Source organism: Bacillus sp. REN3 (assembly GCF_017912555.1).
In the GTDB taxonomy this organism is placed as follows: domain Bacteria; phylum Bacillota; class Bacilli; order Bacillales; family Cytobacillaceae; genus Mesobacillus.
The window spans coordinates 191,093-215,573 of record NZ_JAERSD010000002.1; the positions used below are offsets into that span (position 1 = coordinate 191,093).

Here is a 24,481-nt window from a genome sequence, read left to right on the forward strand (position 1 = left end):
TATACTTAAAATCGATTGGCCCCAATGAGGATGAAACCTCAATGCTTGAAATACTCCTCCCATCGTCCATTTTTGGACTTAAAAAAGGTGCAGGCCAGATGGCTTGCGCCTTTTTTAATCGATCATAACGATGGAAGTTTCCGATGTGCTGAGTTTTGTTTAGCCATTCCCATAATGGATATTTAAATACTATCTTTGAAAAGGAGGTTTTATGATGGAAAAAGATCATATGATTCATAAAGATGGAGAAGTCGATACAAGTAAGGTGGATGAAACATTGAAGACCGCGATCGGGCAGACGCAATCCTTGGAGATTTTGATGAGTTCAGAAGCTATCTCAGCAAGCGCATCCAGCTTGGAAAGACTGCGGGTTTGAATGAAGAACAGCTTGCGAACACTGCGCAGAAGGTAGCAGACTATCTTGCGGATAAAGTGGAACCGCGCAACCGCGAAGAACAGCTGTTGAAGGAACTTTGGAAGGTTGGCACGGAAGAGGAACAGCATGCCCTGGCACATATGCTGGTAAAGTTGGCAGAATAACATGAAAATCGCCCTTGGAATGATAAGGGCGATTTTTTCAATCAGTCAAAAAACGAGCCTTTCTTTTTGCTATGCAGGATATCGCCGATCCAGCCTTTCATCTTCAGGTAAAAATACAAGCCGAATGTCGAAACGATAATGATGATCAGGGCAATTACATAACCCGACTTCCATTCCAGCTCAGGCATTGCTTTAAAGTTCATGCCCCACAATGCTCCCCAGGCCATGACAGGCGTGAACAGGATTGTCATCACCGTTAGTGTCTTCATGATTTCGTTTCCGCGATGGGTCGATACCACTTCTTCCAGATTGATCATTGTGTCGATTTCCTGCTGGTAATCCTTCACAAGGATCCTTGCCCGTTCCAGCCTTGTCGCTACCCTGCTGAATTCCGGCTGCTCTTTGATTTTGCTGCTGAATGCTTCTTCAGCGATCAGTTTGATTTCCGTAACGGGAATCAATAGGTTTTTCCATGTCAGCAGTTCATGCCGATTTTCATAAATTTTCTCCAGTATCTCCCGCTTATTCTGCTCTTTCATCCTCCACAGCAAATCATGAAGACGTTCTTCATACTCGTCGATTCTGAATAAATAATTTGTCAGGATTTCTCCGAGCAAAATAAAAAATCCTTCTATCCCGTCCTCTGCCTGATCCATTTTCCTGAGGACGGCGTCTGGATCAGATTGCTTCAGCAAACTGAAATCAAAGCCAATCGTCAGGAAAAATTCCTTTGATACATAAAAGTGGAAAATACTGTTTTCATCCTTTATATTGATGTCTTGTCTATAGATGAGAGATCCCCATATATACTCTTGTCCGTGCGTTTCAGTATTCAGCTGAAGGAAATTGGTGTTTTTGCTTTTGATATCCACCACAAGCTGCCGGCAGCCGGAATACTTGGAGACAATTTCCTCCAACTCACTGGTTTCATCCTCGGCAACCTCATACCAAAGCCACTTTTCATCATTGAAAGATTGTTTCATCGGTCTCATGCCTTTCCTCGTTCTCATTAAAGATAATCTTCCCAAAACACACAGGATTGAAACAAGCTGCTGCTAATCCTTTCCTCTCCTGCCAGTGTAAAGATGTTTTTATTTTTTCAATTCCGGGTAAAGATGATATACGAGGCAGTACGAAAAGCCTCGAATACTCTTTTAGAGAGTTCATTCCAGGAGGTAATAACCATGCAAAGAAGCCCAATGAAATCAGCTGTCATGCTAGGAGTTGGAGCTGCTGCAGTATGGATGGCAATGAAACCTGAAAATAGAACGAAAATCAGCAACATGGCAACACAGATGAAGGATAAGATCATGCCATCCGGAAAGCAGGAAGTGATTCCTGTACAAAAAGCAGGGAATCCTGATCCACTTGACGTGGAAGACAACAAGATGGTCAGCGAAGGATCAATGTACGGAGTCAACTACTACAACGAGAATCTTCAAGAACAGCGATAAAGATATCCGGGGAAGCCTTCCCCGGACTATTTTTGTTTGATTTTAACCCTGGAACGGAATAATAGGGTTAGATACGTTCTGGGAGGCGGGAGGAAATGGGCATTTTATTCATATTTGTTTATTTGTTGATTGTCCTGGCAGTCATTGAAATCAATACTACCATCTTCGTCATGACAGGCCTCGAACGGAAGGTTGCCCAATTCCAGGTCATATCGATGCTTACCGGAACCGGCTTCACGACCGGTGAATCTGAACTGATCATCGACCACCCAGTCAGGAGGCGATTGGGTGCTTTTTTGATTCTGTTTGGTGCATTCTCCCTTGCTGTCATCATTTCGGCGATCAGCAACCTTCTTACAGATAGTTTTTACACGATGGAAATCGCATATATCGCTGCAGCGCTCATTGTCCTTTTATTGATCGTACGGGCGCCTTTTTTGCAAAAACGCTTAGGGAAAAAACTGAAGAAGGAAATAAAAGAATATTATGAACTGGCTGATCTTCCCATCTCGGACGTCCTGCTCCTCGAGGACGATGATGAGGTAAGGGAGATTTCAATCAGGGAAGAATCCCCGTTCGTCGGGAAGACCTTCAAAGAAATCATCGACGATGAAGACGATCTTCTCCTCCTGTTCATTAAAAGAGGAGACGTTAACATCCGCCACAAAGCCGGGCAATCCAAACTCGAACCTGGAGACAGGATCATCGTATATGGACGCAATTCCTTGATCGAGGAAAGATTGGAAGCGAAAAACGGAAACGGTGACTGACCCTGGCAGTTTTAGGTATGAAACGCCAAGGTCAGTCACCGTTTTCATTTGCGTTTGCGCAATTCAGCAATCCCTTCTTTGCATACGCCATATGGCAGCCAGGAACAGTTCTCACAAAGTTCGTCCAGGTCGTCGGGTTCCACTTTTTCAGCAGTGAGACTGATAAGCTCCGATTTCAAGTAACTGCTCCCCGGCGCAAGGCCCAAATGGCGGATGACTTTTCCGTCCATGGACAGAACATGATCGTTCGACCCTTCTGACGCTTCACATACTTCCAGTCCCCGATGCGGGCACGCCATACAGGCATCATCGAATGCGGCCACGACTTTGATGGGAAAATCCAGATTCGGTTTCCTTATATCTGTGACGATGTCCTTCATTCTTTCCACAAAACCAGGACTGTACCCCATCCCTCTAAATCCGTGCACACAGAGGAGATGATGTCCGCGCAATGTTTTCTTCACAACATCACTCCTAATCAAAATTCGTTTCCTCCATGTAGTTCTCCGGAGAGGGACAAGAACCCTTTTTCTGCCGTCAAAAATGTGAATCCCGGAGCTCACTTTTGGCAAGCCAATGGATGCCAATCTTTTTGCATATTGTCAAGTAATGCAATAAAAGCACAACGAGACTGCCGGCATTCATGCCTATGATCACACCGTCCATTCCCCAGCCTGGCCGGGAACCAATAAAATAGATCAATGAAAAAGAAACGATTGTAGCCCAGACAGTATGGATGAACGCATCCTTTATCAATCCCAGCCCTATTAAATAGGCTTGCAAAGGAATCGTAAAGTAATGGAACAGGAAATACGGTGCAAGCATCTGCACATAGAAGGCTGCCTCCCCGGAGTGAAAGAAAGTCGTTGTCAACGGCTCTGCGAGAAAATAAAACACGGTGACAGATGGCAGCCCATATAAAATTGTCAGCATCATGACCTGCTGCAGTAATCGCTGCAGCTTGTATGAATCTTTTTCCGCGTACGCTTTCGAAACAGTCGGAATCAAGACGATTAAAAATGAGTGCGCAATGAATGCCGGGAAAAAACCGATCGTCATGGCCACACCAGCGAGCATCCCAAAATGTTCTGTCGCCATATCCGGAGAGAAGCCTGCCGTTATGACCGCCGCCTTTATCAGGAATGGCTGGACCGCATGCGTGAGGGCATGGAAGATCCGCAATCCGGTAGTCGGGACTGAAACCGCCGCAAGGCTTTCCCTGACCTCCCTGCCGCTCATCGGCTTCCCAGGAACCCTCCTGATTTTCTGATAGGTGACAATGAATAAGTGCAATAAATAAAGGAAAACGACAAGCTCACTCCCGGCGAGAGTGCAAAAAGCGACCAGCAATGCAGCCGCACTCCCGAATTCAAAAAATTGAAAGACAACAGTCAATAAACCTAGCTGGACGATGCGGCGCAGGAAATGGGAAACCGCGATTTTGCCCATCTGCTGCTTTCCCATAAAAAAACCCCTGGCAATGGCGGATATCGTCATCACTGGAATCAGCGATATAACGATCCACTTCAGCAAAGGATGGTAATGCCCAAATGCAGGTATGGCCGGGACCGCAATGGCTGCCAAAATAAACAGGACAGTAGTGAAAATCAACGCCATCCTGACGGCATGGCGGATCATGCTTCGATGATAAAGCTCATCCTTTTCCGCAACAAGCTTGGAAATGGAAACCGGCAATTCGAAGCTTGCCAGCATCATGATCAGAAAAATAGTCGGCAAAATCGTCATGTAATGGCCAAGCCCGCTTTCCCCAAGCTCCCTGGCAAGAATCATATTCACCATGAATTCAATTACTTCTCCCAGGAAATTGGCGATCACAAGGATGGATAATCCTTTAAAAAATGTATTCATAGCTCCGCTCCCTACCTTGTTTACTTTTACTAGTGTATGAGACAAGCAGAGGCAAAAGTCCATTTTCTTACCGATCAAGGAGTACAAAAGGGGATAGAAAGCCAGTCGCTGAACGGATTTCCGTGAAGCTGCCCTTTTGGCATATCAAGGGTACTTCTCCCAGGTAACCGTACATGTACGTCTCCGCATGGCTTTTTACAATCGGGAGAACTGCCCATCAAAGCAGTTCTCCACACAGCCATCAGGAAATCTCATCAAGCATTGAATAAAGTTCATCCCGTTCTTTATCAAGGTTGGTTTTTTCGAGGTAGAGCGTTTGTAATTCACCAAGCTGTTCTGCTTCCGCCATCTGGTTTTGGAGCAGGGCAATTTCCCTTTCGACAGCTTCTATTTTCTCCATGAGCTTCTCTTCTGGAAAGGGAGCCGGGGACCCAGCTGGCACCCTCGCAGGAGGGGATATCGGTTTCTTCCCAGCTGGAATGGCTGGATCCTGACGGGGCCTCTCTCCTTCCTTTCTTTTCTCAGCCATCTTCACCCTGGCGCGGTCGTAGTTTCCTTCAATCCCTGAAAGCTCGCCGTTTTCGAGCCAATATATTTTATTAAACAACTTGTTCAGGAAATAGCGGTCATGGGAAACAGCGAGGAGTGTCCCGGAAAAGCCTTCCAATGCTGTTTCAAGCACTTCCCGTGAGTCAATATCCAGGTGGTTGGTCGGCTCGTCAAGGATCAGGAAGTTGAGATCCTGGTGCATCAACTGTGCCAGGCGCAGCCTCATCCTCTCACCGCCGCTCAGCTGGGATGCCTTTTTATACACAGCCGAACCGTAAAACAGGAAACCGGCGAGAATATTCCTTGCTTCCCCTTCATTCATGATGACCTCACTTCTGAAAACGTCAAGCACTGTATCTCCTTTGCTGGCCGAAAACCCTACATGTTGGGATAGATAGCCTATTTTTACACCGCTGCCGATTTTCACTTCTCCCCTGTCTGGGGATAGATCTCCCATGATGAGTTTCAACAGCGTCGTTTTCCCGGAACCATTGCCGCCAACAATCGCCGCCCTTTCCTTGTATAACAAATGGAGATTCAATCCATTGAAGAGATGCTTCTTCCCAATAGCCATCCCCGCTTCCTTGATGGACAATACCTCTTTGCCGCTGCGGCTGCCCGCCTCCAGCTCCAGGCCCATTTTCTTTCTGTCCAGGATCGGACGGTCGAGTTTTTCCATTCTGGCCAGCGCCCTTTCCATATTCGTCGCCCGCTTGTGGAGCGCAGAACTAGGCGGATTGGAACGATTAGCCCAGTCCCGCAGCTGCTTGATCGCTTCTTTCATCTTTTTGATTTTCTTTTGCTGTTCCTCATACGCCTGGAACTCACGGAGCAGTTTTTCTTCTTTCTCCTTTACATAGCCAGAAAAGTTTGTATGATAAAGTTCAATCTCGCCATCTTCCATATCAAGGATTTTCGTCGCTGTTTCATCAAGAAAATAGCGGTCATGCGAAATGATCACAACTGTCCCCTCGTAGGCAAGCAAAAATTCCGCAAGCCATTCCGCTGCTTTGATATCAAGATGGTTCGTCGGTTCATCAAGAAGAAGCAAATCCGGGGTTCTCAACAAGCTTAATGCCAGGCCCGCTTTTGTTTTTTCACCGCCGCTTAAGCTGTTGAAATCGGAATCAAGCATATCCTCGATTCCAAGCCCATTCGCAACCCGGACAATCTTTGCATCCATTTCATAACCGTCCCCAAGGGAAAATTGCTCCTGAAGGGCACCATATTTCCCAAGCATCCACTCCAGCCTCACTGAATTCTCCGCCGCTCTGGACATTTCCTCTTCAAGTGCCTTCATTTCTTGTTGGACGGAGAGCAAATCAGCAAAAGCGGTTGATAATATGTCTTTTACACTCATTCCATCCATATATATAGGAACCTGGGCGAGATAGCCGATCTCCAGCCCTTTTTTCCAATGGAGCACGCCATTGTCCGGTTCTTCAATCCCGGCAACCAAACGCAACAATGTCGTCTTGCCGCAGCCGTTCCTGCCCACAATGCCAAGTCGATCATTCTTGCTGATTTCAAAGGATACATCCTGGAATATCAGATTGCCGCCGTACATTTTGCTTATCTGGTCCACACTGCATATAATCATTGGTTTATCCTCCTATTGACCCCCTCCGCGCAAAAAAAAGCCAGAGGCAGAAAAAGCTCTGCCCCTGGCTTACCATTCAATGAATACACAAAAGGAGGGGGACGTAGCCCCCTCCTTCGCATAACTTCACTTCATGCGGGAATAGAGATGATCCTACCGTTTGTTTTTGATATTGAGCTGTTAAAAAAGGGCATACGTATCCCGTTGACAGCTGCAATAGCAAATTCCGCACGGCAAAAATAAAGGAACTTAATCCAATATCCGCGCATAAAAACAGTCTTGATCATCTCTCCCCACCTCCGTTCGCTGAATATTCATTCTTATTTTACAATTTTATGCCTGTTTAAATCAAGCATTTTCTCGTTTTTCATTTCATCTTTATGCCTGTTTAAATCAAGCATTTTCTCGTTTTTCATTTCATCAAACGTTTGATGAAGGCCGGATTTTTTCCTCTATGGGAGTTTAATCCAAACCCCTCGGCGGGTAATGGATAACGAAGGAGTGGGTAGCATGCTTAGAAACCTTGAACTATCCGATTACCAGCTCTGGATGTGCAAAAAGATTAAAGAAAAGTTAGCTGAGAATCCTTATATAAATTGGGCTTCAAAATATCCGAGTGAATATAGAGAACAGGAAATCATCTCAATCGCACTGAGCGAAATGCTCATCAAGCTGGATGTAATCGAATAAAAACTTAGGGGCCCATTTAATTGGCCCCTTTCTTATGGCATTATAAGTGGTCCCTTTTCTTCAACTCTGCTAATATCTCATTCAGAAGCGTTTCCTGCCTTTTTGTGCTGGCCACCAGTATTACGAATAGGACGATCACCGTGACTGGGATTCCTATGGAAATCAACACTCCAAACAGTCCAAACAAACCGAAAAAGCCATCCATTATAGGCATACCTGCCTGCCTCCCTTTCGTTGACATTACGTAAAAATTTGTTGCTTTTGAAGCAAGTGGATGATTTCCATTATTTTCAGCGTGACCAGAGAATTCCTTCCCGCCGGGGAAGGCTTCCCAGCACTCCCGCGGAAAACGATGTGCCCCGAGCAGAAATCAATAATCAAAATTTAACATAGACTTCATTTTACAAGCGAATGCCTGAACGCGTAGATGACAGCCTGGGTCCGGTCCTGCACCTGGAGTTTGCTTAGAATATTGCTCACATGCGTCTTGACCGTTTTTAAAGCGATGAACAGCTCATCAGCGATTTCCTGGTTTGTCTTTCCTTCGGCAATCAGCTTCAGGACTTCCATTTCCCTTTCGGTGAGCTCTTCGTGCGGCAGCATTGTGTTCCTTTGCCTCATCTTCATCATCATTTTCCCGGTCACCTCCGGCTCCAATACTGGTTGCCCTGAATATGTGACCCTTACTGCATCGGCTATTTCACTTGCCTTCGAAGTCTTCAGCATATAGCTGGTCGCTCCTGCTTCAAGAGCCGGATATACTTTTTCATCATCAAGGAAACTTGTCACGATAATAATTTTCGCTTCCGGCCACTTTTCAATGATTTTCCGTGTAGCGTCGATCCCATCCATTTCCTTCATGACAAGATCCATCAGGATAATGTCGGGGCGCAGCTTAAGCGCAAGTTCCACGCCCGCCTTTCCGTTATCTGCCTCGCCAACCACCTCGATATCAGGCTGTGCAGAGAGATAAGAAGAAACACCGATCCGCACCATTTCATGGTCATCGACAAAAACAACTCTAATCATGGTCTTCACCACCCGCATGTAAAATTGGAACCTTCACTTCGAGCCGGGTTCCTTTCTTCTCAACACTGACAATCTTCAACGTACCGCCGATTTCACCTGCCCGCTCATGCATATTTTGAAGGCCATAGGATCCTGCTTTCGCCTCTTTGACATTAAAACCGATGCCATCATCGACAACTCTCATGATCACATTATCATCCCGCTCGATCAGCAATACCTCGAGCTGATTTGCTTTGGAATGCCTTAGGGTATTCGATACAGATTCCTGGAGGATGCGGAATAAATGGTCCTCCACTCCTTTATCCAATGGGAATGGCTCCACCTTCCACTTGATTTCCATCGTTACCTTCTGCTTTAATTCGAGCAAGAGTTCCTCGATTCCTTCCTGCAGGCATTTCCCTTTAAGAGCAACTGGCCGCAAGTGCAGCAGCAATGCCCTCATCTCAAGCTGAGACTGGTGGATCATCTCCTCTACCATCTTCAGCTGTTTTGATTCCCGATCATCAGCGGGTGCTTTCGTTTCATTGATGGCCGACATCAGCATCGACGCGGCGAACAGCTGCTGGCTAACCGAATCATGCAGCTCGCGGGCAAGCCTGTTCCGCTCCTGTGAAATGATTTCCTGGATTCTCGATTCCTTCTCTTCCGCTTTTTCTGTTGCCAGCCGTTGAGAGAGCATGGCTTTCTCAGTGATTTGTTTATGTAGCGTACCAATCCTTGAAGAGATTGAAGAGACTTCGGTGACAGCCTGATTCGCATCGATTTCAGGCTTCTGTCCTTCAGCCAGCTGGAACAGCCACGCGTCGACGGCCTCGAATTGCTTTCTCCAGTACACGCCAGAGACTGTTCCGAACACAAGGCCGAGGACAACACTGAAACTGAAGGAAAAAACGATGAAAGGGATATCCATCAGTTCCTTTTTCCACAGATCCGAAAGCTGCAGGGACGGGAACACAAAAAAATAAGATAAAGTCAAAGCAATGAATGAAATGATGCCCAAGGCTAAACCCCATACGATCTGGCGGATGAGCGCGCTCATATTCTCTTCACCTCTAAATTCCCTACCACTGATGAAGTGAAGATTTTCACTTTTTGTTCAGCCATCTCGTATCCAGGTGTCTGGATATACAGACTTTGATTCAGGATCTTGTCTTCCTCATGTTCCAAAACCTCCGCGGAACCCAAGAGGGAGGAATGCCGGACAACCACTTCAAGATCATAAGGCACAAACACTTTGATATTGCCAATGAGATTGCGGATGAAAATGACTGTTTCACCTTTCGGGAGGACGGTCAGGCTCAGGTCGATGACGGTGTCGCCGATTCCTGTCTGGATATTGACATCATTCCACTCATAAGGATGCGGCGGTGTTGCCTGATGGCCGAACATCCGGTTCTCGAACAAAGGCTGTTTTTGGACGACCGTTTCCTTAGGTGCCTCTGCTGAGGCTGGTTCTTCCAAAATTGGCACAATCACCTCGGGTTTCTTTTTCGATTTGCCATATTGATAGAGGATGTAAATCAGTGCGGCGAGCAGGAAAAACCTGAAGGTCATCATGCTGAACACGCTGCTCAGGAAGAAGAACAGTCCTGCCCAGAACAGGATCTTCCCAGTCATCCTTGGCATCAGCGAACGGCCAAAATAGACCATTGCCCCGCTTGCAAGAAGGGAGAATATCAGGCCTTCATTGAAGAAAGATACCTCAAGCAAAAGCAGGACGAGTCCAATCAGGACAATCCAGCTTATATAATCACTTTTAAAGTTGTTGAACACACCCGTCTCCTCCCTTCAGTATATGATTAATAGGATAAATAATTGTTGAGGAATCCTGCGCGTGATATCCGAAAAGGCGCAGATGTCCGCGCCTCTTTAGAATACCATGTTTTGGCCATGGAAAAGTATGAGTTCCCTTACTTTTTCATGCATTTTTCGAGGGACTGCGCTAAACAGGTTTTCAGGAATTTGAAGCTTCCTTTGTTTTCAATTCCTTTTCGAGCTGGGCAATCCTGCCGTCAATTGTGTTTCGATAGTAGGAGCTGTTTACCTGATGCTCAAGATGATCAAGATACGTCTCCATTTCTGTGAACTTGGAGTAAGCCTTGTTGGAGAAATCATTGTTATCAAGTACCTGATTCATTTTATGATTGGCGCGGGACACATTTTCACGGCCCATCAATTCGAGACGGCGGATCTGCATATCCTTAAGCTTATGTTTCATCTCTTCATATTTCCGCTCCAGCTCAAGCTGCTGTTCCCCAGCATGGACCATCGCTTCCTGAAGCCGGGCTGCCCTTTCTTCATATTGAGCCTGCTCCTGGGACGCGAATGCTTCCAGTTCCGCCTCACCCGCCTTATTTGCGACTCCAGCCTGGTACTTGCGTTTCTCTGCCAGCTCGACAGCCTGATGGTATTCGCGCCTGAACTGGTCTTTCAATTGGTTTTGGCGCTCAACCAGCTTGCGGACCTTCTCTGTTTCAAGCTCGGCTTCACGTAAATATTGGTTCAGGAGGGCTATTGGGTTTTTCCGTTCTTTTTGGTCAAGCACTTCATGCAGGTCTGCCTTCACAGTATCCTTGATTCTTGAGAAAAGATTGCTCATTTTTCTCTCTCCTTTAGTTGTTTTTTAATTGTTCCCACTGTTTTTCAAAGTTGATGAATGGATCATAATATTCTTTGCTTACTGGCTGTTCCTTCTTATCCCAATTCTTATATACAAGGTAGAGGACATAGGCTGCCGCGATTCCAATGATGGCCGGCACATTGGAGGCTGTCGCCATCAGGATGATGAATCCGGCCATACCCCAGGCGATTTTTGCAGCAGTCGAATTAGCCTTTAAAAATTGTTTCAGGATAAAGTACAGCACCAGCAGACTGACAGCGAGGCCGATAAGCGGTCCAAGGTTTGAAATCAGCACAAGTGCCGCAATCCCTCCCGCAGCAAGCAAACCAAATTTTTTCATTGTCAAAACTCCTCCTTTCTATGTTTCCATCTTACCTCCAGCACCGAAATTCCATAACGAGCCTGAGCTTGATTTTCGGCTAGGACCTGAGGCTTAGACGGCGGCAGGCCCAGCAAGAACCAAGTGTTTAAACAGAAAAAAATGCCTGTTTCCCAGGCATTTTCAGATTATTTCGCTATCAATATCTGTGTCCAATAATGGCCGTATTCCCCGCCCGATACATAGCCGGCGCCAACATGGGTGTACGTCCCATGCAAGATGTTCCGCCGATGGGCCGGGCTGTTCATCCACGCCTGGACGGCCTCGTGGGCCGTCCTCTGTCCCGCGGCGATATTTTCAGCCGCGCTATTATACGATACGCCAAAGTCCCTCATCATCTTATAAGGGGTCCCATAGGTTGCACTTTTATGTGAAAAATATTTCCCATCCCGCATGTCAGCGGATTTATATCTTGCTATTTTTGAAAGCTGCCCGTCAGGAATAAGCGGTCTTAGCCCGTGCTTGGCTCTTTCCTTATTTGTCAGTTCGATCACTTCGTTCCCCACGATCTTCGCTGCACTCAAATCAGGAATCTTCACTGTTTGGCCCGGATAAATCAAATCAGGATTCCCCAATTGCCGATTGACAGTAACAAGTTCTGGAAAATCGACTTTATAATGCACGGAAATTTCCCATAAAGTATCGCCCGGCTGGACAGTGTGAATCCGCTGCGCAAAGGAACTCGCCGGCAAGGCGAACAGCAGGAATGCCAAAGCCCCTATCCATTTTTTGGTCATCAATGAACTCCTCCTCGATTGTTAGCATGAGGAATAGGATGAAAATTATACCTTGGATTTTTTCTACCTGCGCAAAAACCTCATTCAAACGCAGCATATAGTTTTTAACAAGGGAGGAATGCGGATCATGGCCTATTTATCGGTAATGACCATTGGCTATGTCATTTGTCTCGGACTATTATGCGGAATCCTGTTGTTTTTCATTGCTTCTGTTCTTGAACCGGAAGATGCAGAGCGGATTGAGTTGCTTGATACGAGGAAAAAAAAGTAGGTAAGAACTTGGCCGAAAGACAGGGGTTTCCCTATGGGTGGCGGGGATTTATGGAAGTGCTGGCTCGAAAGTGCATGGAAAAGGGATTATATCGCTGAAGCCTATGGAAAATCACAACGAATTTCCTTATCCACGAAAGTGGCCAAAATGAAAGGCTGCCGAAGCCGGCAGCCTGTTTAATCGTTCATTCGATTTAAAAATCCCTTGTGTTATCAAAATTAGGATTAGCAGGGTTGTCCTTTGTCAGGGGCGCATCTGCTGGACTCCTTGTGGCATCTGCGCCTAAACCGCCCATGCCTCCTGCTGGGTTCGTCGAATCAGCAAGATCAAGATTGCCCGTCCCTCCAGGTGCGTTTCTTGTTCGGTCAACGCCCGCACCAGTTGTGTCCTCTGGCACACCGATTCGATCTTCGTCGCGGTCAACGACGACAAGGATTTTGCCTTCTTTTACATAGCCTTCGTAGCGATCGGCCTCCTCTTCAGGAATGCCCATGCCTATCAGAGCACCGGCCAAGCCGCCAGCTCCTGCGCCAACGGCAGCGCCAGTAAGTGTGGCCGCAATCGGTCCTGCAGCGACAATCGGTCCGACACCGGGAATCGCCAAAGCGCCGATGCCTGCCAACAATCCCGTAAGGCCGCCTAATACACCGCCGGTCGCAGCCCCTGCTGCAAGTCCTTCCTCAGTCTTCGTACCGGTTGCCTCATTTATTTCATCGACTTCTCCTTCATTCCTGCCGACAACTGAAATATCGTCCGTCGAATAGCCTTGTCTCTTTAGATCTTCAACTGCCTGGATTGCTTCGTTTTCCGTATCGTAAACTCCAACAAGATGCTTTTCATGTTCAAACATAGTTAAAGCCTCCTTTAGACAAGTAGTCTTTTTTAAAATTACCCGCTAAAAAAAGGCATAAACATGATTGTCTATTGGTTCTAGGCGTTCCTGTATGCTGACACGGATGCCTTCAGGACAGAAGAAACTTCCTTCAGCCCTTCCGCTGTCCGGAGGATTTCGATGATGGCAGCACCCTGCTTTTCCACCCCGGCAGCCATTTCGTCAATGCCGGTACCGTTCATTTTTAAAATCGCTGCAGTTTCTTCCTTCATGGAAGTCAGCTCTGCTGTCTGCCTGTCCATCTCTGACGCTGCGTTTGCGACCCGTCCAATCTCCTCCTGGATCGAAATCACGCCGTTGCGCATATCCTCATACTGCAGTTCGACCTCACCGAACAGTTTGCTTCCTTTTTCGACTTCAAGCCTTCCGCCAGCAATGATTTCTGCCAGTCTTTTGATTTCGGACCGGACCTCCACGACTGTCTCCTGGATCTCCTTTGATGCCTTGATTGATTTCTCTGCCAGAGCCCTTACTTCCCCGGCAACGACCGCGAATCCTTTTCCTTGTTCACCAGCCCTTGCGGCTTCTATCGCAGCGTTCAACGCCAGCAGGTTCGTCTGGTTTGCGATCCCGGAAATAAGATTGACAATGTCATCAATCTTATTTGTCTTTTCAGCGAGCTGTTCAGCATCGTATGTTGCCTTCGCGGTAATCGAATTCATATTCACTACCTGATTGCCCGTCTCCCTGATCAGCACCATGCCCGCTTCACTTTTTACTGCATTATCAGCTGACATCCCTTCAATCCCGTTTGCCAGGTTGGCGATCTCGCCGATCCTTTCCGCCATATCCTGGATGATTCTTTCGAGCTTGTGCGAATGTTCCTGCTGCTTTTCTGCCCCTGCAGAAACCTGGCTGACGGAAGCGACAATCTTCTTGCTTTCGCCCTGATGGTCCTGGGAATGCCCATAAAGCATTCGTGCTGAATCATGCAATACTTCCGTATTCTTCTGGCATTGCCCGACTAATGACCTTAACTGGCTGATCATCGAGTTGAAATGGGCAGTCAGCTGGCCGATTTCATCATTCGACTGACTCTCCAGCTGCCCTGTCAAATCTCCATGGACAATTTTCTGGGTCGCCTTCGTCAGTTGGTCGATCGGCTTGAATACATTCTTGAAAAGAATGGTGATGAACACAAGGCATCCTAGCGTAATAACCGTTCCAGCAGCCGCGGTGGAATAAATGCTCTTGGAGATAAGCCCAGACGGATCCGAACTCCTGCCAAACTGGTTCAGCAAAAAGAAATTATAAATCGTTGATGCAGCATAGACGACAAACAATAACCCGAAGAATGTAAAAACCTTTGTTTTTAAAGAAAGATCCCTTAACCCCCGCATCTCTATCCACTCCTGTTAAACTGCTAATCTATAATCATTTCTTAGCCAAAGTTAAAGCTTTTTCGAATTGTGCGATAATATCTTCAGCATGTTCGATGCCAACAGAAATCCTGACAAGGCCATAGGTTATTCCCAGTTCCTGCTGGACGCCAGGCGGAAGTGCCCGGTGCGACGTCTTTAGCGGATGGGAGACCGTGGTCTCCACTCCTCCAAGAGTCGGGACCATCTTTACCCAGTCAAGGCATTTGAAAAATGCGTCTGTATCCACCTGGACAGCAAGCTCAATCGTAACGATGGCGCCGTAGCCTTTTTCGTCTTTATCAAAAGGGTAATAAACCTTTGCGACATTCTCGTTTTCTCTTAGCCTTTCGGCAAGTAGCCTGGCATTGCCCGATTGGGCCTTCATCCTCAGAGCGAGCGTCTTCAAGCCCCTGCATGTAAGCCATGCCTCAAACGGACTTAGATTCGCCCCGAGATTCACTATCCTTGAGCGCGCCTCAGCGATTAAGTCCTTCCTGCCAACGATGACTCCGGACGTCACATCGCTATGCCCGCCAATATACTTGGTCGCACTGTGGACAACAAGGTCAGCGCCCAGCGAAAATGGCCGTACATGGAGCGGAGTCGCAAACGTATTATCGACGAGGACTGCCAGCTTCCGTTTTTTTGCCAGGCTGATGACTGCCTCCAGGTTCTCTGTACGCAGCAGCGGATTTGTGATTGATTCTGTATATAAGATTTTCGTATGATCTTTGATAGCGGCTTCCACCCTACCTAAATCCGAGAAGGGGACAAAAGTCGCTCCGATCCCAAAGCGCTCAAGTTCTGATTTTAACAAATGAAAACTTCCGCCATAGACATCATCAGCGGCAACAATGTGGTCTCCCGACTTCGCGATGGCAAGAATGCCAGCAAGGATTGCCGCCAGTCCGGAAGACGCCGCAACCCCATCAGGGGCATGCTCAAGCGCCGCTACAGACTGGCCAAGTTCATCCGTATTCGGGTTCCCAACCCTTGAATACAAGTAATTCCCCTCTCCCTGATAAAAGCCTTCAAGCTCATCAAGGTCGTTGAAGGTAAAGGCGGATGTCTGGTAAATAGGCATCGACTTGCTTTTTATTCCGCCCAATTTCCTTTGGGCCGCATGAAGAACTTCCGTCTCGAATTTTTCAGTCAATCCCTTCACCCTCTTTTCCATATTTTTAAAAAGAAAGAACCTCTTCCACAATAGAAGAGGTGTTTTTGGCTGGTAGCTTTCTTTCAAAAAAAAGGTGCCAGTCTTCACTCTCAATCATTTCCATATAATACTAGATGCAGTATAGTGCAGGGGGCGATGCGACAGCAATGAAACTTTTATTGAAAATAATCCCTTGCACGTTCGTTTCAGTCCTCGGCTGCATCACTATCGAGAAGATCCCAGGGAGTGATAACGCCAATCGGCTTTCCTCCGCGGTCCCCTTTTTCAGTAATGATAACAGCCTGAAGCTTCTTCCCTCTTGTATGGTAGTCCTCAAATTTCTCTTCAATTTCATACAGGGTAGCTGTTTGCGGAACAAACGTAACATAGTATTTCTTCTTTCCTGTCAGCAGGTCCCTTATACGTACATCTTCAAAATGGACGACATTATCAGAAAAATGCCTGGCCATCCACTGGATGATTTCCGTTGCGGTCAGAAGGGCAATATACTGATCATCTTTGTCATAGATCGGGAATCTCGTAAAATCAAATTTATTGATGACCTTCAAAACATCCTTAAGGTAAGCATCCTCATAATAGTAGAATACAGGGCTTGTCGCGATAGATAGAGCGGTCAGCGGTTTCTCGAATTCCCTGGATATTCCCTCGATCCGCTCGACTACCTCGATATGAGGCTCAGCGATGTAATAATCAGCGTTCACCCTTTCATGGACGATTGCGTTGCGGAGCTTTGCAAACTGATGCAGTTCTTTTTTGAACTTGCGAATCAAGGAATGGTTTTTATATCCCGCGTATAGCAGTTCGACAAACGCGTCACTTTCCGTATCCCTTACCATCTCTTTCAGCGCTTTATGGATCCTGTTGAATGCGGTCTCGAATCGGCCGGATTGTTCCTTATGCTTTATGTCACGGTTTTCATGATTACCAGGATCGGTTTGGCTTCTTTTATTGGCAGCATGATTATTTTTCTCATCAAGCTGGCCATTCTTCTTGTCCGGTTGTTTTGGATTCGATTCTCCTTTGCTCTTTACAGGCTTTGGGTTTTTCTTGCTATTATGGCTCTGCTCATCAGCCTGATTTTTCCCCTTAGTCTTTTTATCGTTTTCTTGCTGATTTTTTTTAGGTTTATTTTTAATCTGTGCTTCGTTCGCCAAAATGGTCCCTCCAAATTACTAAACTTGTTCCTTCCCCTTTTACCCTGAATGCGTGTTTATGTAATCCTCATACGGATTTTGCCAGAAGGACGCTTTAAAAAAGGGCCCACTCAATCGCGGGCGCCTTTATGCTCAATCCATTGGATTGTTCTGCTTCTTTTCTTTATGGCCGGTTGTGAATTCAACCAGCTCCTCGCTCGTATTGCTGCCTTTTTTCTTATTGTTGTTACGCTGCGCGTTCGCATTGCCACGTTTTGTTTTACCCATTTCCCACTCGCTCCTTTAGTTGGATTCAAGATGTAGTATGGATTTTTTCAGAGCTTGTTATTCGAAGCTCCGGCGATTTGCGGAGGAGCGTTGCCTGTTCATAAGCATAGGCCAGCTTGATCAGCAGCGGTTCACTGAAAGCTGTACCTGTGAAGGTGATTCCTACTGGTTCACCGTCGTTTGCATAGCCTGCCGGGACGGTAATGGACGGATACCCAGCTTTTGGCCCGATAGTCGAACCATCCATCGGAAAAAGAAGCGCGTCTGCCCCATATTCTTCAAGGACATAGTCGACGCCCTGTTCCCTTGCCATATACAGATTATATCCAAGTTCTTCCAGATACTCCGCTTCAGTCAGCGTCCCGCTTTTCGCTTCGGATTCCAGCAGCACTTCCTGCCCGTATTTCAGGGTTTCCGCCGGGTGCTTCTCGTTAAAAGCAATCACATCCGCTAGTGAACGGACAGGATAATGGGGCGGAAGATCGTTCAAATACGCATTAATGCCAGCTTTAAATTCATGTAACAGCACTTTATAGCCCCACTTAGCTTTCGAAGCCGGCATAGCAGCTTCGAACACTTCTGCTCCAAGCCGTTCAAGCGTTTCAACTGCTTTTTGAAAAATTGCTTCCTTATCCTTTGACAGCTTTCCAAGATACTCCTCTGTCACGAAGGCAATTCTTTTACCTTTTAGCGCTGCAGGATCAAACAACTCATCGGCAGTTAAATCGATTTGATTTGCCAGAGTCGCCGGGTCCTCTTCATCCTGTCCGGCTATTGCTCTCAGGAGGAAGACAGCGTCCTTCACAGTCCGGGCCATCGGTCCAGCTGTATCCTGTGAATGGGCAATCGGAATGATTCCCCTCCTGCTCACAAGGCCGACAGTCGGCTTGATGCCGACAAGAGAGTTTTGCGAAGCAGGATTAAGGATAGAGCCATCGGTTTCGGTTCCTACCGCAGCAGCAGCGAGATTGGATGCGATAGAAGCCCCGGACCCGGAGCTTGAGCCCCCGACATCGAATTTGTCCGGACCGTAAGGGTTGAGGACTTGTCCGCCACGTGAACTGTATCCGCTCTTCATCCCATTGGCCATGAAATTCGCCCATTCCGTCATGTTCGTCTTGCCAAGGATGACCGCCCCCGCCTCGCGAAGCCTGGCCGCAACAAAGGAATCCCTCGGCGCGAATGAATCCTTGAGCGCCAGAGAGCCTGCACTCGTATGCATCTTATCTTGTGTAGCAATATTATCCTTGATCAGGACAGGGATACCGTGCAATGGCCCCCTCGGCCCCTTCGCCTTCCGTTCCGCATCTAGCGCTGCAGCAATGTGGAGTGCATCAGGATTCAGCTCCAGAACTGAATGGATGGCCGGATCATATTTCGCGATCCGCGCCTGGTACATCAGCACCAGTTCGTGAGAAGACAATTCCCCGGCCTCCATTTTTTCCTGCATTTTTTCTATTGCAGCTTCAGGAAGCCATTCCTCCATCATCGCATTCAATCGCGGATTGTTCATGTGCATCATTTCCTCTCCAAAATAAGCTAAGATATATATTCTTAGTACTTGGCCGGATATCCTTTTTTGCTAGGCCAGTTTTGCTGGCAGCTTTGAGATACACGTATTCCCGCGGAGCATAAAAAAGCTATAGGAAATCCCTATAGCTTCAAAATCATTCTCCTGCATCCACAATTTTCCCGCCGAAGAATTCTTTGCGGACTGGTACGATATTCAGTGCCCTGCAATATTTCTTTAAATCGCGTTCTTCTCTCTCGTTGATAATGGAGATGACCGTTCCTTCGGCTCCGAATCGGCCTGTACGGCCTGAACGGTGGACGTAGATATCCTGCTCGCGCGGGAAATCAAAATGGACCACATGGGTCACTCCCTTGATGTCAAGGCCGCGTGCAGCGATATCCGTAACAAGCAGCATTTCGCTTTTGCCTTCCCTGAACCCTTTCAAATAGCGCTGGCGATCCTGTTTATTCAGGTCGCTGTGAAGCTGGCCGACATGGATGTCCTTGAATTTCAGCTTTTCAGCAGCGATTGTCAGGTTCGCGATATCCTTGATAAAAACAAGCGTCTTCAACCCTTCAAGCCGGGCAATTTTTTCAAGGATTTTGACCTTGTCCCGCTGCTCGCTGATGAAATAGATGTGCTCCACTTTTGCAGCATCGATGGTGTCATCCTTTTTCACCTTGATGATTTCGGGTTCCGGGGCCATTCTTTGGATCGATTTCTCCACAGTAGGCGGCATCGTTGCCGAAAATAACAGAAGTTGGCGGTCTGCTAGAGTTGATTTAACGATACTTTTTACCGTCTCATTGTGCTCAGGTGTCAGCAACTGGTCACCCTCATCAAGGACAACTGTCTTCACCTCGTGCATTTTCAGTTTCTTTTGTTTGATCAGTTCATGGATCCTTCCCGGCGTTCCGACAATGATTTGCGGACTCTTTTTAAGCTTTTCGAGCTGTCTTTTCAGGTTGGCGCCGCCAATCAGCGAGGTCGCCTTGATATCCGAGCCCTCTCCCCATTTCTGGATCTCCGAAAGGATCTGCATGACGAGCTCTTGTGAAGAGGCAAGAATCACTGCTTGCGCATTCCGCTTGGCTGGATCGATTTTATTCAGCACCGGCAGCAAATACGCCAGAGTCTTGCCTGTCCCAGTAGGCGATTCGGCTGCGACATCTTTTCCTTCTATTATAAGTGGGATCGCCTTTTCCTGGACCGATGTGAGAGTATCGAATCCGGCTTTCTCCCAGGCTTGCTGCAAAAACGGTTTCAATTGCGAAATGATTAGTTGAGTTTCAGACATGATTTTCTCCTTAAAATTAAGCTTTTCATATTTAAGCTTTTCATATTTATGATACTAGCTAAAACAAAGCGAGAAGTCCAGCAGGGGACAGGCGATCCGCCTGACATCTCCCTTCAACTAGTGAAGAGTTAACGATTTTCATTTTGGCAATCTTTGGCGATAAAACGTATGAAAGAGTGAAAAATCATTTTTGCAGATCATGATTTGGCCGGTTGTTGCCAGTCAAAATGGCCAAATTTACTGCTTGCATATGGTATATTCCCGTTCCAGCGCTGCAATTTTGCTGCGGAACGAAGTGAATCTCCTAAACAGACTCATTAATCTCCCAATCAAAGGTGGAATTCTCCCAATTCATGCCTATAATCTCCCAATTGTATGCAGGAATCTCCCAAAAACGGCCCATAATCTCCCGTTCTGCCATTTTCTGTATAAAAAGGGGCTGAGTTAACGATTTGCATTTTGGCAATCTTTGGCGATAAAACGTATGAAAGAGTGAAAAATCGTTTTGCAGATCATGATTTGGCCAGTTGGCGGTCAAAATGGCCAAATTTGCTGTTAGCGTTGGAGATATTCCCCTCCCATCGCTACAGTTTTGCTGCGGAACGAAGTGAATTTCCTAAACAGACTCATTAATCTCCCAATCAAAGGTGGAATTCTCCCGATTCATGCCTATAATCTCCCAATTGTTTGTGGGAATCTCCCAAAAACGGCCCATAATCTCCCGTTCTGCCATTTTCTGTATAAAAAGGGGCTGAGTTAACGATTTTGATTTTGGCGATCTTTGGCGAAATAACGTAAGAAAGAGTTAAAAATCATTTTGCAGATCATGATTTGGACGGTTGGCGGTCAAAATGGCCAAATTTGCTGTTAGCGTTGGAGATATTCCCGTCCCATCGCTGCAATTTTGTTGCGGAACGAAGTGAATCTCCTAAACAGACTCATTAATCTCCCAATCAAAGGTGGAATTCTCCCGATTCATGCCTATAATCTCCCAATTGTATGCAGGAATCTCCCAAAAACGGCCCTTAATCTCCCATTCTGCCATTTTCTGTATAAAAAGGGACTGAGTTAACGATTTTCATTTTGGCAACATTTGCGAAATAACGTAAGAAAGAGTGAAAAATCGTTTTGCAGATCATGATTTGGACGGTTGCCAGTCAAAATGGCCAAATTTGCTGCTTGCATATGGTATATTCCCGTTCCAGCGCTGCAATTTTGCTGCGGAACGAAGTGAATCTCCTAAACAGACTCATTAATCTCCCAATCAAAGGTGGAATTCTCCCAATTCATGCCTATAATCTCCCAATTGTATGCAGGAATCTCCCAAAAACGGCCCATAATCTCCCGTTCTGCCATTTTCTGTATAAAAAGGGGCTGAGTTAACGATTTGCATTTTGGCAATCTTTGGCGATAAAACGTATGAAAGAGTGAAAAATCGTTTTGCAGATCATGATTTGGTCGGTTGCCAGTCAAAATGGCCAAATTTGCTGCTTGCGCTGGAGATATTCCCGTCCTATCGCTACAGTTTTGCTGCGGAACGAAGTGAATCTCCTAAACAGACTCATTAATCTCCCAATCAAGGGCGGAATTCTCCCGATTCATGCCCATAATCTCCCAATTGTATGCAGGAATCTCCCAAAAACGGCCCATAATCTCCCGTTCTGCCATTTTTTGTATATTCCTATGGAATAAGGGGAAAGGATTAAAGAATAACCACATGAGGAAAAAGTAAATAGGATTAATGAATGGTCACTTACGGAAAAAAGTAAACACCTGCGAAAAAAAGAATGGTCACTTACGGAAAAAAGCGGAAATATTAATGAATAACAACTTACGGAATAAGTAGAATAGTTGACTGAAAAAGACATCGGGCGAATGCGCCTGATGTCTTTTCATGTCAATCTTATTTGTGGATCCAGACAGCACCAGCGGAGTTGTCTTTCGCTTCGCCGATGACCTGGAACTTCAATCCGTAGTTTGGAAGGATTTTTCCAGCATCCGGAATCAATTCGTTGATATATTTCTTGGAATCATCGAATGTCGTGACGCCTGGAAGTCCATCGTAATCAAAGATTCCGCGAGATGGAGAATCGATATACCATTCTGGTGACTTGTCCAGTGAGAAGGCTGCGTCAGCAACCTGGTAGCGAGTGCTCTGGGCCACAGTCTGCTTGTCCGCCTTCGTTCCGACAATTGCTTCTGGATGGGAGTCAACGACACCGATGAAGCCCTCTCCAGGGTGTTCGCCTACCCAGTTATCCGTGAAGCTGTCATCACCATACCAGACGACCATGCCAGTGTTGTATTTCACGCCTCGTCCTTCAAGCAGGCCTTTGTCAGCACCAGCGTAGTTCCTCCACTCAATGTAGTAATAATGGTTTTTATCGAACAAGCCGTTCGTGGAGATGAAGCCATCCAGCGTTACTTTTTCAGCTGCTTCGGCGCCATCGGAGAATACCTCTTCGCCATCGGCATTCAGGCTGAGGTTATCCATTGCGAATCCTTCTGGGGCTAGTCCGCCATCTGTTACATATTCAAATACCAGTTTCACTTTCTTGCCTGCGAATTGGCTTAAGTCATAGGATTTGTCTTCCCAAACGCCTTTGGAAGACTCCGTGCCGTCTTCTGTATTCTCGTCGCCAATCAGGTCAAGTTGTACAGTTTCCCCGGCTGAGGTTACCGCGTTAACAATAACAAAGTCGTAATCGTACTCAACTTCATACCAAGCTTTGTAATCGAACTTGGCTGTTGTCGCGTTAGTCAGATCGAATTCAGGTGTTTCAAGGGTGGTGTGCAAGTCATCACCTTTTGTGCTGTAGTAGTACTTGTCACCGAATTCAGGCTGGATGCCCTGGACCTTCTTGGCAGGAAGGTTGACCTTGACGAGTCCGTTGTTCTTCGACTTTGTCACGCTCTGGTCGACTACAGCCGCAAGACCGTTCTTATCGATATCTTCATAGTTTACTTCAGTAATGTTCGCCCAATTGCCGCCCATTACTTTTTGGAAAAATTCCTTGTTTTGTGGAGAGAAGCTTGTCGGTTCTGTTCCGGCAACCGCTCCGTTCCAGCTCCCCCCGCTCATGATTGACCATGATGCAACCGGCTCTCCCTGTCCAGTATACTGAGTATCATACTCATCAGGAAGGCCAAGGTCATGGCCGAATTCGTGCGCGAATACACCGACTGCTCCGTCTTCAGGCTCAATCGTATAATCAAAGGCTGCCATCTTGCCGCCCCAGTAATCGACTTTCGCCTGAGTACCTGGTACTGCGTATACTCCATTCAATACCCAGCGGTGAGACCAAATCGCGTCATCGCCAAGCGCCCCGCCGCCAGCTTCCTGGCCGACACCAGCGTGGAGGACCATCAGGTGGTCAACAAGGCCGTCCGGCTCATTCTGGTTGCCGTCTTCATCAAGATCATACAGGTCAAATTGATCGAATTCCGAAAGATCTAGACCGTTTTCAACCGCTGCATTCAATGCATCCTTTACAAAATCACGCGGACCTTTCGGACCAAGGTTGTCGTGGCCGCCTTCAGGATTGTCATCCCCATAGTCTGCCGCATTCCCAGGCACCGTCACCCAGTCTGTAACCGTTCCGTCGACCGTATAGCTGCCGCCTGATTGCTCTTCATAATATTGCTTGAACGTTTGCACCTTTTCGCCATTGAAAAGGGTGAATTCTTCATCACCGAACAGCATTTTTTCGTAATGCTCACGGCTGAAATCCTCAGAATACATATAGCCCTCTTCTTGCTCAACATTATTGTGCTTGAAATCCGCAAATTCCGCGAGCAGGACGAGGACCTTGTCTTCCCTCACTGCTCCATTATAATGAGCTTGCTTTGCCGGGTCGACTTTCACATATCCGTCCGGCTTGCCCTTCTTGAAGTTCTTGTGGCCTTTATTAAGCTGCTTTGTCAGCTTTTCCTTCTGCTTTGCAAGGAAGTCTTTTGATTTCTTGGACAAGGCGTCCTTCTCAGCATGGTTTCCAGCCTTAGCTGTTTTTTGCCCCTGCTTTTGCTTGATATACTCATTTACAGCCTTGCTGATTTCCTCCTCTGAAGCTCCCTTCGCAACCAATCCTCTTTCTTGCAAGCTCTTAGCCAGGCGGTCCTGATCAATGATGTTCAGGTCGATCGGCGCTGATTCTGGAGCGGTTGCCGCCGCTGCATTTTTTGGCGCTGCTGTCGTACCTGCAAACGTTCCGGCAAAAAGTGAAGCAGAAAATACAGAGCTGGCTGCGATACTGGAAAAAACTCGTAAAATGCTCTTCTTCTTCAAACGAATACCCCCTGCTATTTTACTAGA

At 46.8% G+C, this 24,481-nt stretch carries 26 protein-coding genes and 1 pseudogene; 6 read left to right on the forward strand and 21 right to left on the reverse strand.

From position 1 onward, the window contains the following. Positions 1 to 214 precede the first annotated feature (214 nt). A complete protein-coding gene (locus JJQ88_RS21780; RefSeq protein WP_481748267.1) occupies positions 215 to 376 on the forward strand; it encodes a hypothetical protein in 162 nt (53 codons plus the stop codon). After that, positions 349 to 540 (forward strand): DUF3243 family protein, encoded by a 192-nt coding sequence (locus JJQ88_RS21785; protein WP_481748271.1) that lies wholly within the window; start codon positions 349 to 351, stop codon positions 538 to 540. Before JJQ88_RS21780 ends, JJQ88_RS21785 begins: the two co-directional genes overlap by 28 nt. Positions 541 to 581: 41 nt before the next feature. Here the strand turns inward: JJQ88_RS21785 and JJQ88_RS02415 are convergent, their stop codons facing one another. Continuing rightward, a complete protein-coding gene (locus JJQ88_RS02415; RefSeq protein ID WP_246860882.1) occupies positions 582 to 1,532 on the reverse strand; it encodes a magnesium transporter CorA family protein in 951 nt (316 codons plus the stop codon). A gap of 192 nt (positions 1,533 to 1,724) precedes the next feature. On the opposite strand from JJQ88_RS02415, the gene JJQ88_RS02420 reads away from it, so the two are divergent. Both JJQ88_RS02420 and JJQ88_RS02425 read left to right on the forward strand, forming a co-directional pair. Next, entirely contained in the window at positions 1,725 to 1,994 is a 270-nt protein-coding gene (locus JJQ88_RS02420) for a hypothetical protein (RefSeq protein WP_210364253.1), read from the forward strand. Between the two features lie 95 nt (positions 1,995 to 2,089). Then, a complete protein-coding gene (locus JJQ88_RS02425) occupies positions 2,090 to 2,764 on the forward strand; it encodes a TrkA C-terminal domain-containing protein (RefSeq protein ID WP_210364137.1) in 675 nt (224 codons plus the stop codon). A gap of 44 nt (positions 2,765 to 2,808) precedes the next feature. On the opposite strand, the gene JJQ88_RS02430 is transcribed toward JJQ88_RS02425, so the two are convergent. The 4 genes from JJQ88_RS02430 to JJQ88_RS21410 all read right to left on the reverse strand — a co-directional run bounded on the left by JJQ88_RS02430 (position 2,809) and on the right by JJQ88_RS21410 (position 7,051). After that, positions 2,809 to 3,174 (reverse strand): DUF1284 domain-containing protein, encoded by a 366-nt coding sequence (locus JJQ88_RS02430; RefSeq protein WP_210364241.1) that lies wholly within the window; start codon positions 3,172 to 3,174, stop codon positions 2,809 to 2,811. 127 nt (positions 3,175 to 3,301) lie between these two features. Beyond that, positions 3,302 to 4,633 (reverse strand): polysaccharide biosynthesis protein, encoded by a 1,332-nt coding sequence (locus tag JJQ88_RS02435; protein ID WP_210364138.1) that lies wholly within the window; start codon positions 4,631 to 4,633, stop codon positions 3,302 to 3,304. Between the two features lie 241 nt (positions 4,634 to 4,874). After that, positions 4,875 to 6,782 carry a ribosomal protection-like ABC-F family protein gene (gene abc-f / locus JJQ88_RS02440; RefSeq protein ID WP_210364139.1) on the reverse strand — a complete coding sequence of 636 codons (1,908 nt, stop codon included), beginning with the start codon at positions 6,780 to 6,782 and terminating at the stop codon, positions 4,875 to 4,877. A gap of 131 nt (positions 6,783 to 6,913) precedes the next feature. Beyond that, positions 6,914 to 7,051 (reverse strand): RAxF-45 family protein, encoded by a 138-nt coding sequence (locus JJQ88_RS21410; protein ID WP_481748272.1) that lies wholly within the window; start codon positions 7,049 to 7,051, stop codon positions 6,914 to 6,916. A gap of 241 nt (positions 7,052 to 7,292) precedes the next feature. Here JJQ88_RS21410 and JJQ88_RS02445 point away from each other — a divergent pair, with 241 nt between their 5' ends. Continuing rightward, a complete protein-coding gene (locus JJQ88_RS02445) occupies positions 7,293 to 7,472 on the forward strand; it encodes a hypothetical protein (RefSeq protein ID WP_210364140.1) in 180 nt (59 codons plus the stop codon). 40 nt (positions 7,473 to 7,512) lie between these two features. Here JJQ88_RS02445 and JJQ88_RS02450 read toward each other — a convergent pair whose 3' ends face one another. From JJQ88_RS02450 to safA, 7 genes are all read right to left on the reverse strand, one after another. After that, positions 7,513 to 7,686: a hypothetical protein gene (locus tag JJQ88_RS02450; protein WP_210364141.1), complete on the reverse strand. Its 174-nt coding sequence runs from the start codon at positions 7,684 to 7,686 to the stop codon at positions 7,513 to 7,515. Positions 7,687 to 7,868: 182 nt separating this feature from the next. After that, a complete protein-coding gene (locus tag JJQ88_RS02455; RefSeq protein ID WP_210364142.1) occupies positions 7,869 to 8,501 on the reverse strand; it encodes a response regulator in 633 nt (210 codons plus the stop codon). Beyond that, positions 8,494 to 9,540 carry a sensor histidine kinase gene (locus tag JJQ88_RS02460; protein ID WP_210364143.1) on the reverse strand — a complete coding sequence of 349 codons (1,047 nt, stop codon included), beginning with the start codon at positions 9,538 to 9,540 and terminating at the stop codon, positions 8,494 to 8,496. Before JJQ88_RS02460 ends, JJQ88_RS02455 begins: the two co-directional genes overlap by 8 nt. After that, positions 9,537 to 10,274: a cell wall-active antibiotics response protein LiaF gene (gene liaF / locus JJQ88_RS02465; RefSeq protein WP_210364144.1), complete on the reverse strand. Its 738-nt coding sequence runs from the start codon at positions 10,272 to 10,274 to the stop codon at positions 9,537 to 9,539. Before liaF ends, JJQ88_RS02460 begins: the two co-directional genes overlap by 4 nt. 181 nt (positions 10,275 to 10,455) lie before the next feature. Next, entirely contained in the window at positions 10,456 to 11,100 is a 645-nt protein-coding gene (locus JJQ88_RS02470) for a PspA/IM30 family protein (RefSeq protein ID WP_210364145.1), read from the reverse strand. Positions 11,101 to 11,113: 13 nt separating this feature from the next. Next, the gene (locus tag JJQ88_RS02475; RefSeq protein ID WP_210364146.1) at positions 11,114 to 11,461 is read right to left on the reverse strand and encodes a lmo0954 family membrane protein; all 348 of its coding nucleotides are present in this window, start codon (positions 11,459 to 11,461) and stop codon (positions 11,114 to 11,116) included. A gap of 167 nt (positions 11,462 to 11,628) precedes the next feature. Next, positions 11,629 to 12,237, reverse strand: coding sequence for a SafA/ExsA family spore coat assembly protein (safA, locus tag JJQ88_RS02480; protein WP_210364147.1), 609 nt, complete (start codon positions 12,235 to 12,237; stop codon positions 11,629 to 11,631). A gap of 127 nt (positions 12,238 to 12,364) precedes the next feature. On the opposite strand from safA, the gene JJQ88_RS02485 reads away from it, so the two are divergent. After that, positions 12,365 to 12,508 (forward strand): hypothetical protein, encoded by a 144-nt coding sequence (locus tag JJQ88_RS02485; RefSeq protein ID WP_210364148.1) that lies wholly within the window; start codon positions 12,365 to 12,367, stop codon positions 12,506 to 12,508. A 193-nt stretch (positions 12,509 to 12,701) separates the two neighbouring features. Here the strand turns inward: JJQ88_RS02485 and JJQ88_RS02490 are convergent, their stop codons facing one another. The 9 genes and pseudogenes from JJQ88_RS02490 to JJQ88_RS02520 form a co-directional block, all read right to left on the reverse strand. Beyond that, positions 12,702 to 13,358, reverse strand: coding sequence for a general stress protein (locus JJQ88_RS02490; RefSeq protein ID WP_210364149.1), 657 nt, complete (start codon positions 13,356 to 13,358; stop codon positions 12,702 to 12,704). An 80-nt stretch (positions 13,359 to 13,438) separates the two neighbouring features. Further along, the gene (locus tag JJQ88_RS02495; RefSeq protein WP_481748273.1) at positions 13,439 to 14,389 is read right to left on the reverse strand and encodes a methyl-accepting chemotaxis protein; all 951 of its coding nucleotides are present in this window, start codon (positions 14,387 to 14,389) and stop codon (positions 13,439 to 13,441) included. Next, positions 14,384 to 14,740, reverse strand: a pseudogene (locus JJQ88_RS21790) (HAMP domain-containing protein); the annotation flags it as partial. The gene JJQ88_RS02495 and the pseudogene JJQ88_RS21790, both read right to left, overlap by 6 nt. Before the next feature lie 34 nt (positions 14,741 to 14,774). After that, positions 14,775 to 15,917: a trans-sulfuration enzyme family protein gene (locus JJQ88_RS02500; protein WP_246860883.1), complete on the reverse strand. Its 1,143-nt coding sequence runs from the start codon at positions 15,915 to 15,917 to the stop codon at positions 14,775 to 14,777. A 206-nt stretch (positions 15,918 to 16,123) separates the two neighbouring features. Further along, positions 16,124 to 17,092 (reverse strand): CBS domain-containing protein, encoded by a 969-nt coding sequence (locus JJQ88_RS02505; RefSeq protein ID WP_246860884.1) that lies wholly within the window; start codon positions 17,090 to 17,092, stop codon positions 16,124 to 16,126. Positions 17,093 to 17,224: 132 nt separating this feature from the next. Next, on the reverse strand, positions 17,225 to 17,359 hold the full coding sequence (locus JJQ88_RS21415) for a hypothetical protein (protein ID WP_282597648.1): 135 nt from the start codon (positions 17,357 to 17,359) through the stop codon (positions 17,225 to 17,227). 25 nt (positions 17,360 to 17,384) lie between these two features. Further along, positions 17,385 to 18,872, reverse strand: a complete 1,488-nt coding sequence (locus tag JJQ88_RS02510; RefSeq protein ID WP_210364244.1) for an amidase family protein — start codon at positions 18,870 to 18,872, stop codon at positions 17,385 to 17,387. Between the two features lie 154 nt (positions 18,873 to 19,026). Continuing rightward, complete coding sequence (locus JJQ88_RS02515; RefSeq protein ID WP_210364151.1) at positions 19,027 to 20,169, reverse strand: DEAD/DEAH box helicase; 1,143 nt, start codon at positions 20,167 to 20,169, stop codon at positions 19,027 to 19,029. 1,903 nt (positions 20,170 to 22,072) lie between these two features. Continuing rightward, positions 22,073 to 24,454: an immune inhibitor A domain-containing protein gene (locus tag JJQ88_RS02520; protein ID WP_210364152.1), complete on the reverse strand. Its 2,382-nt coding sequence runs from the start codon at positions 24,452 to 24,454 to the stop codon at positions 22,073 to 22,075. Positions 24,455 to 24,481: the final 27 nt, after the last annotated feature.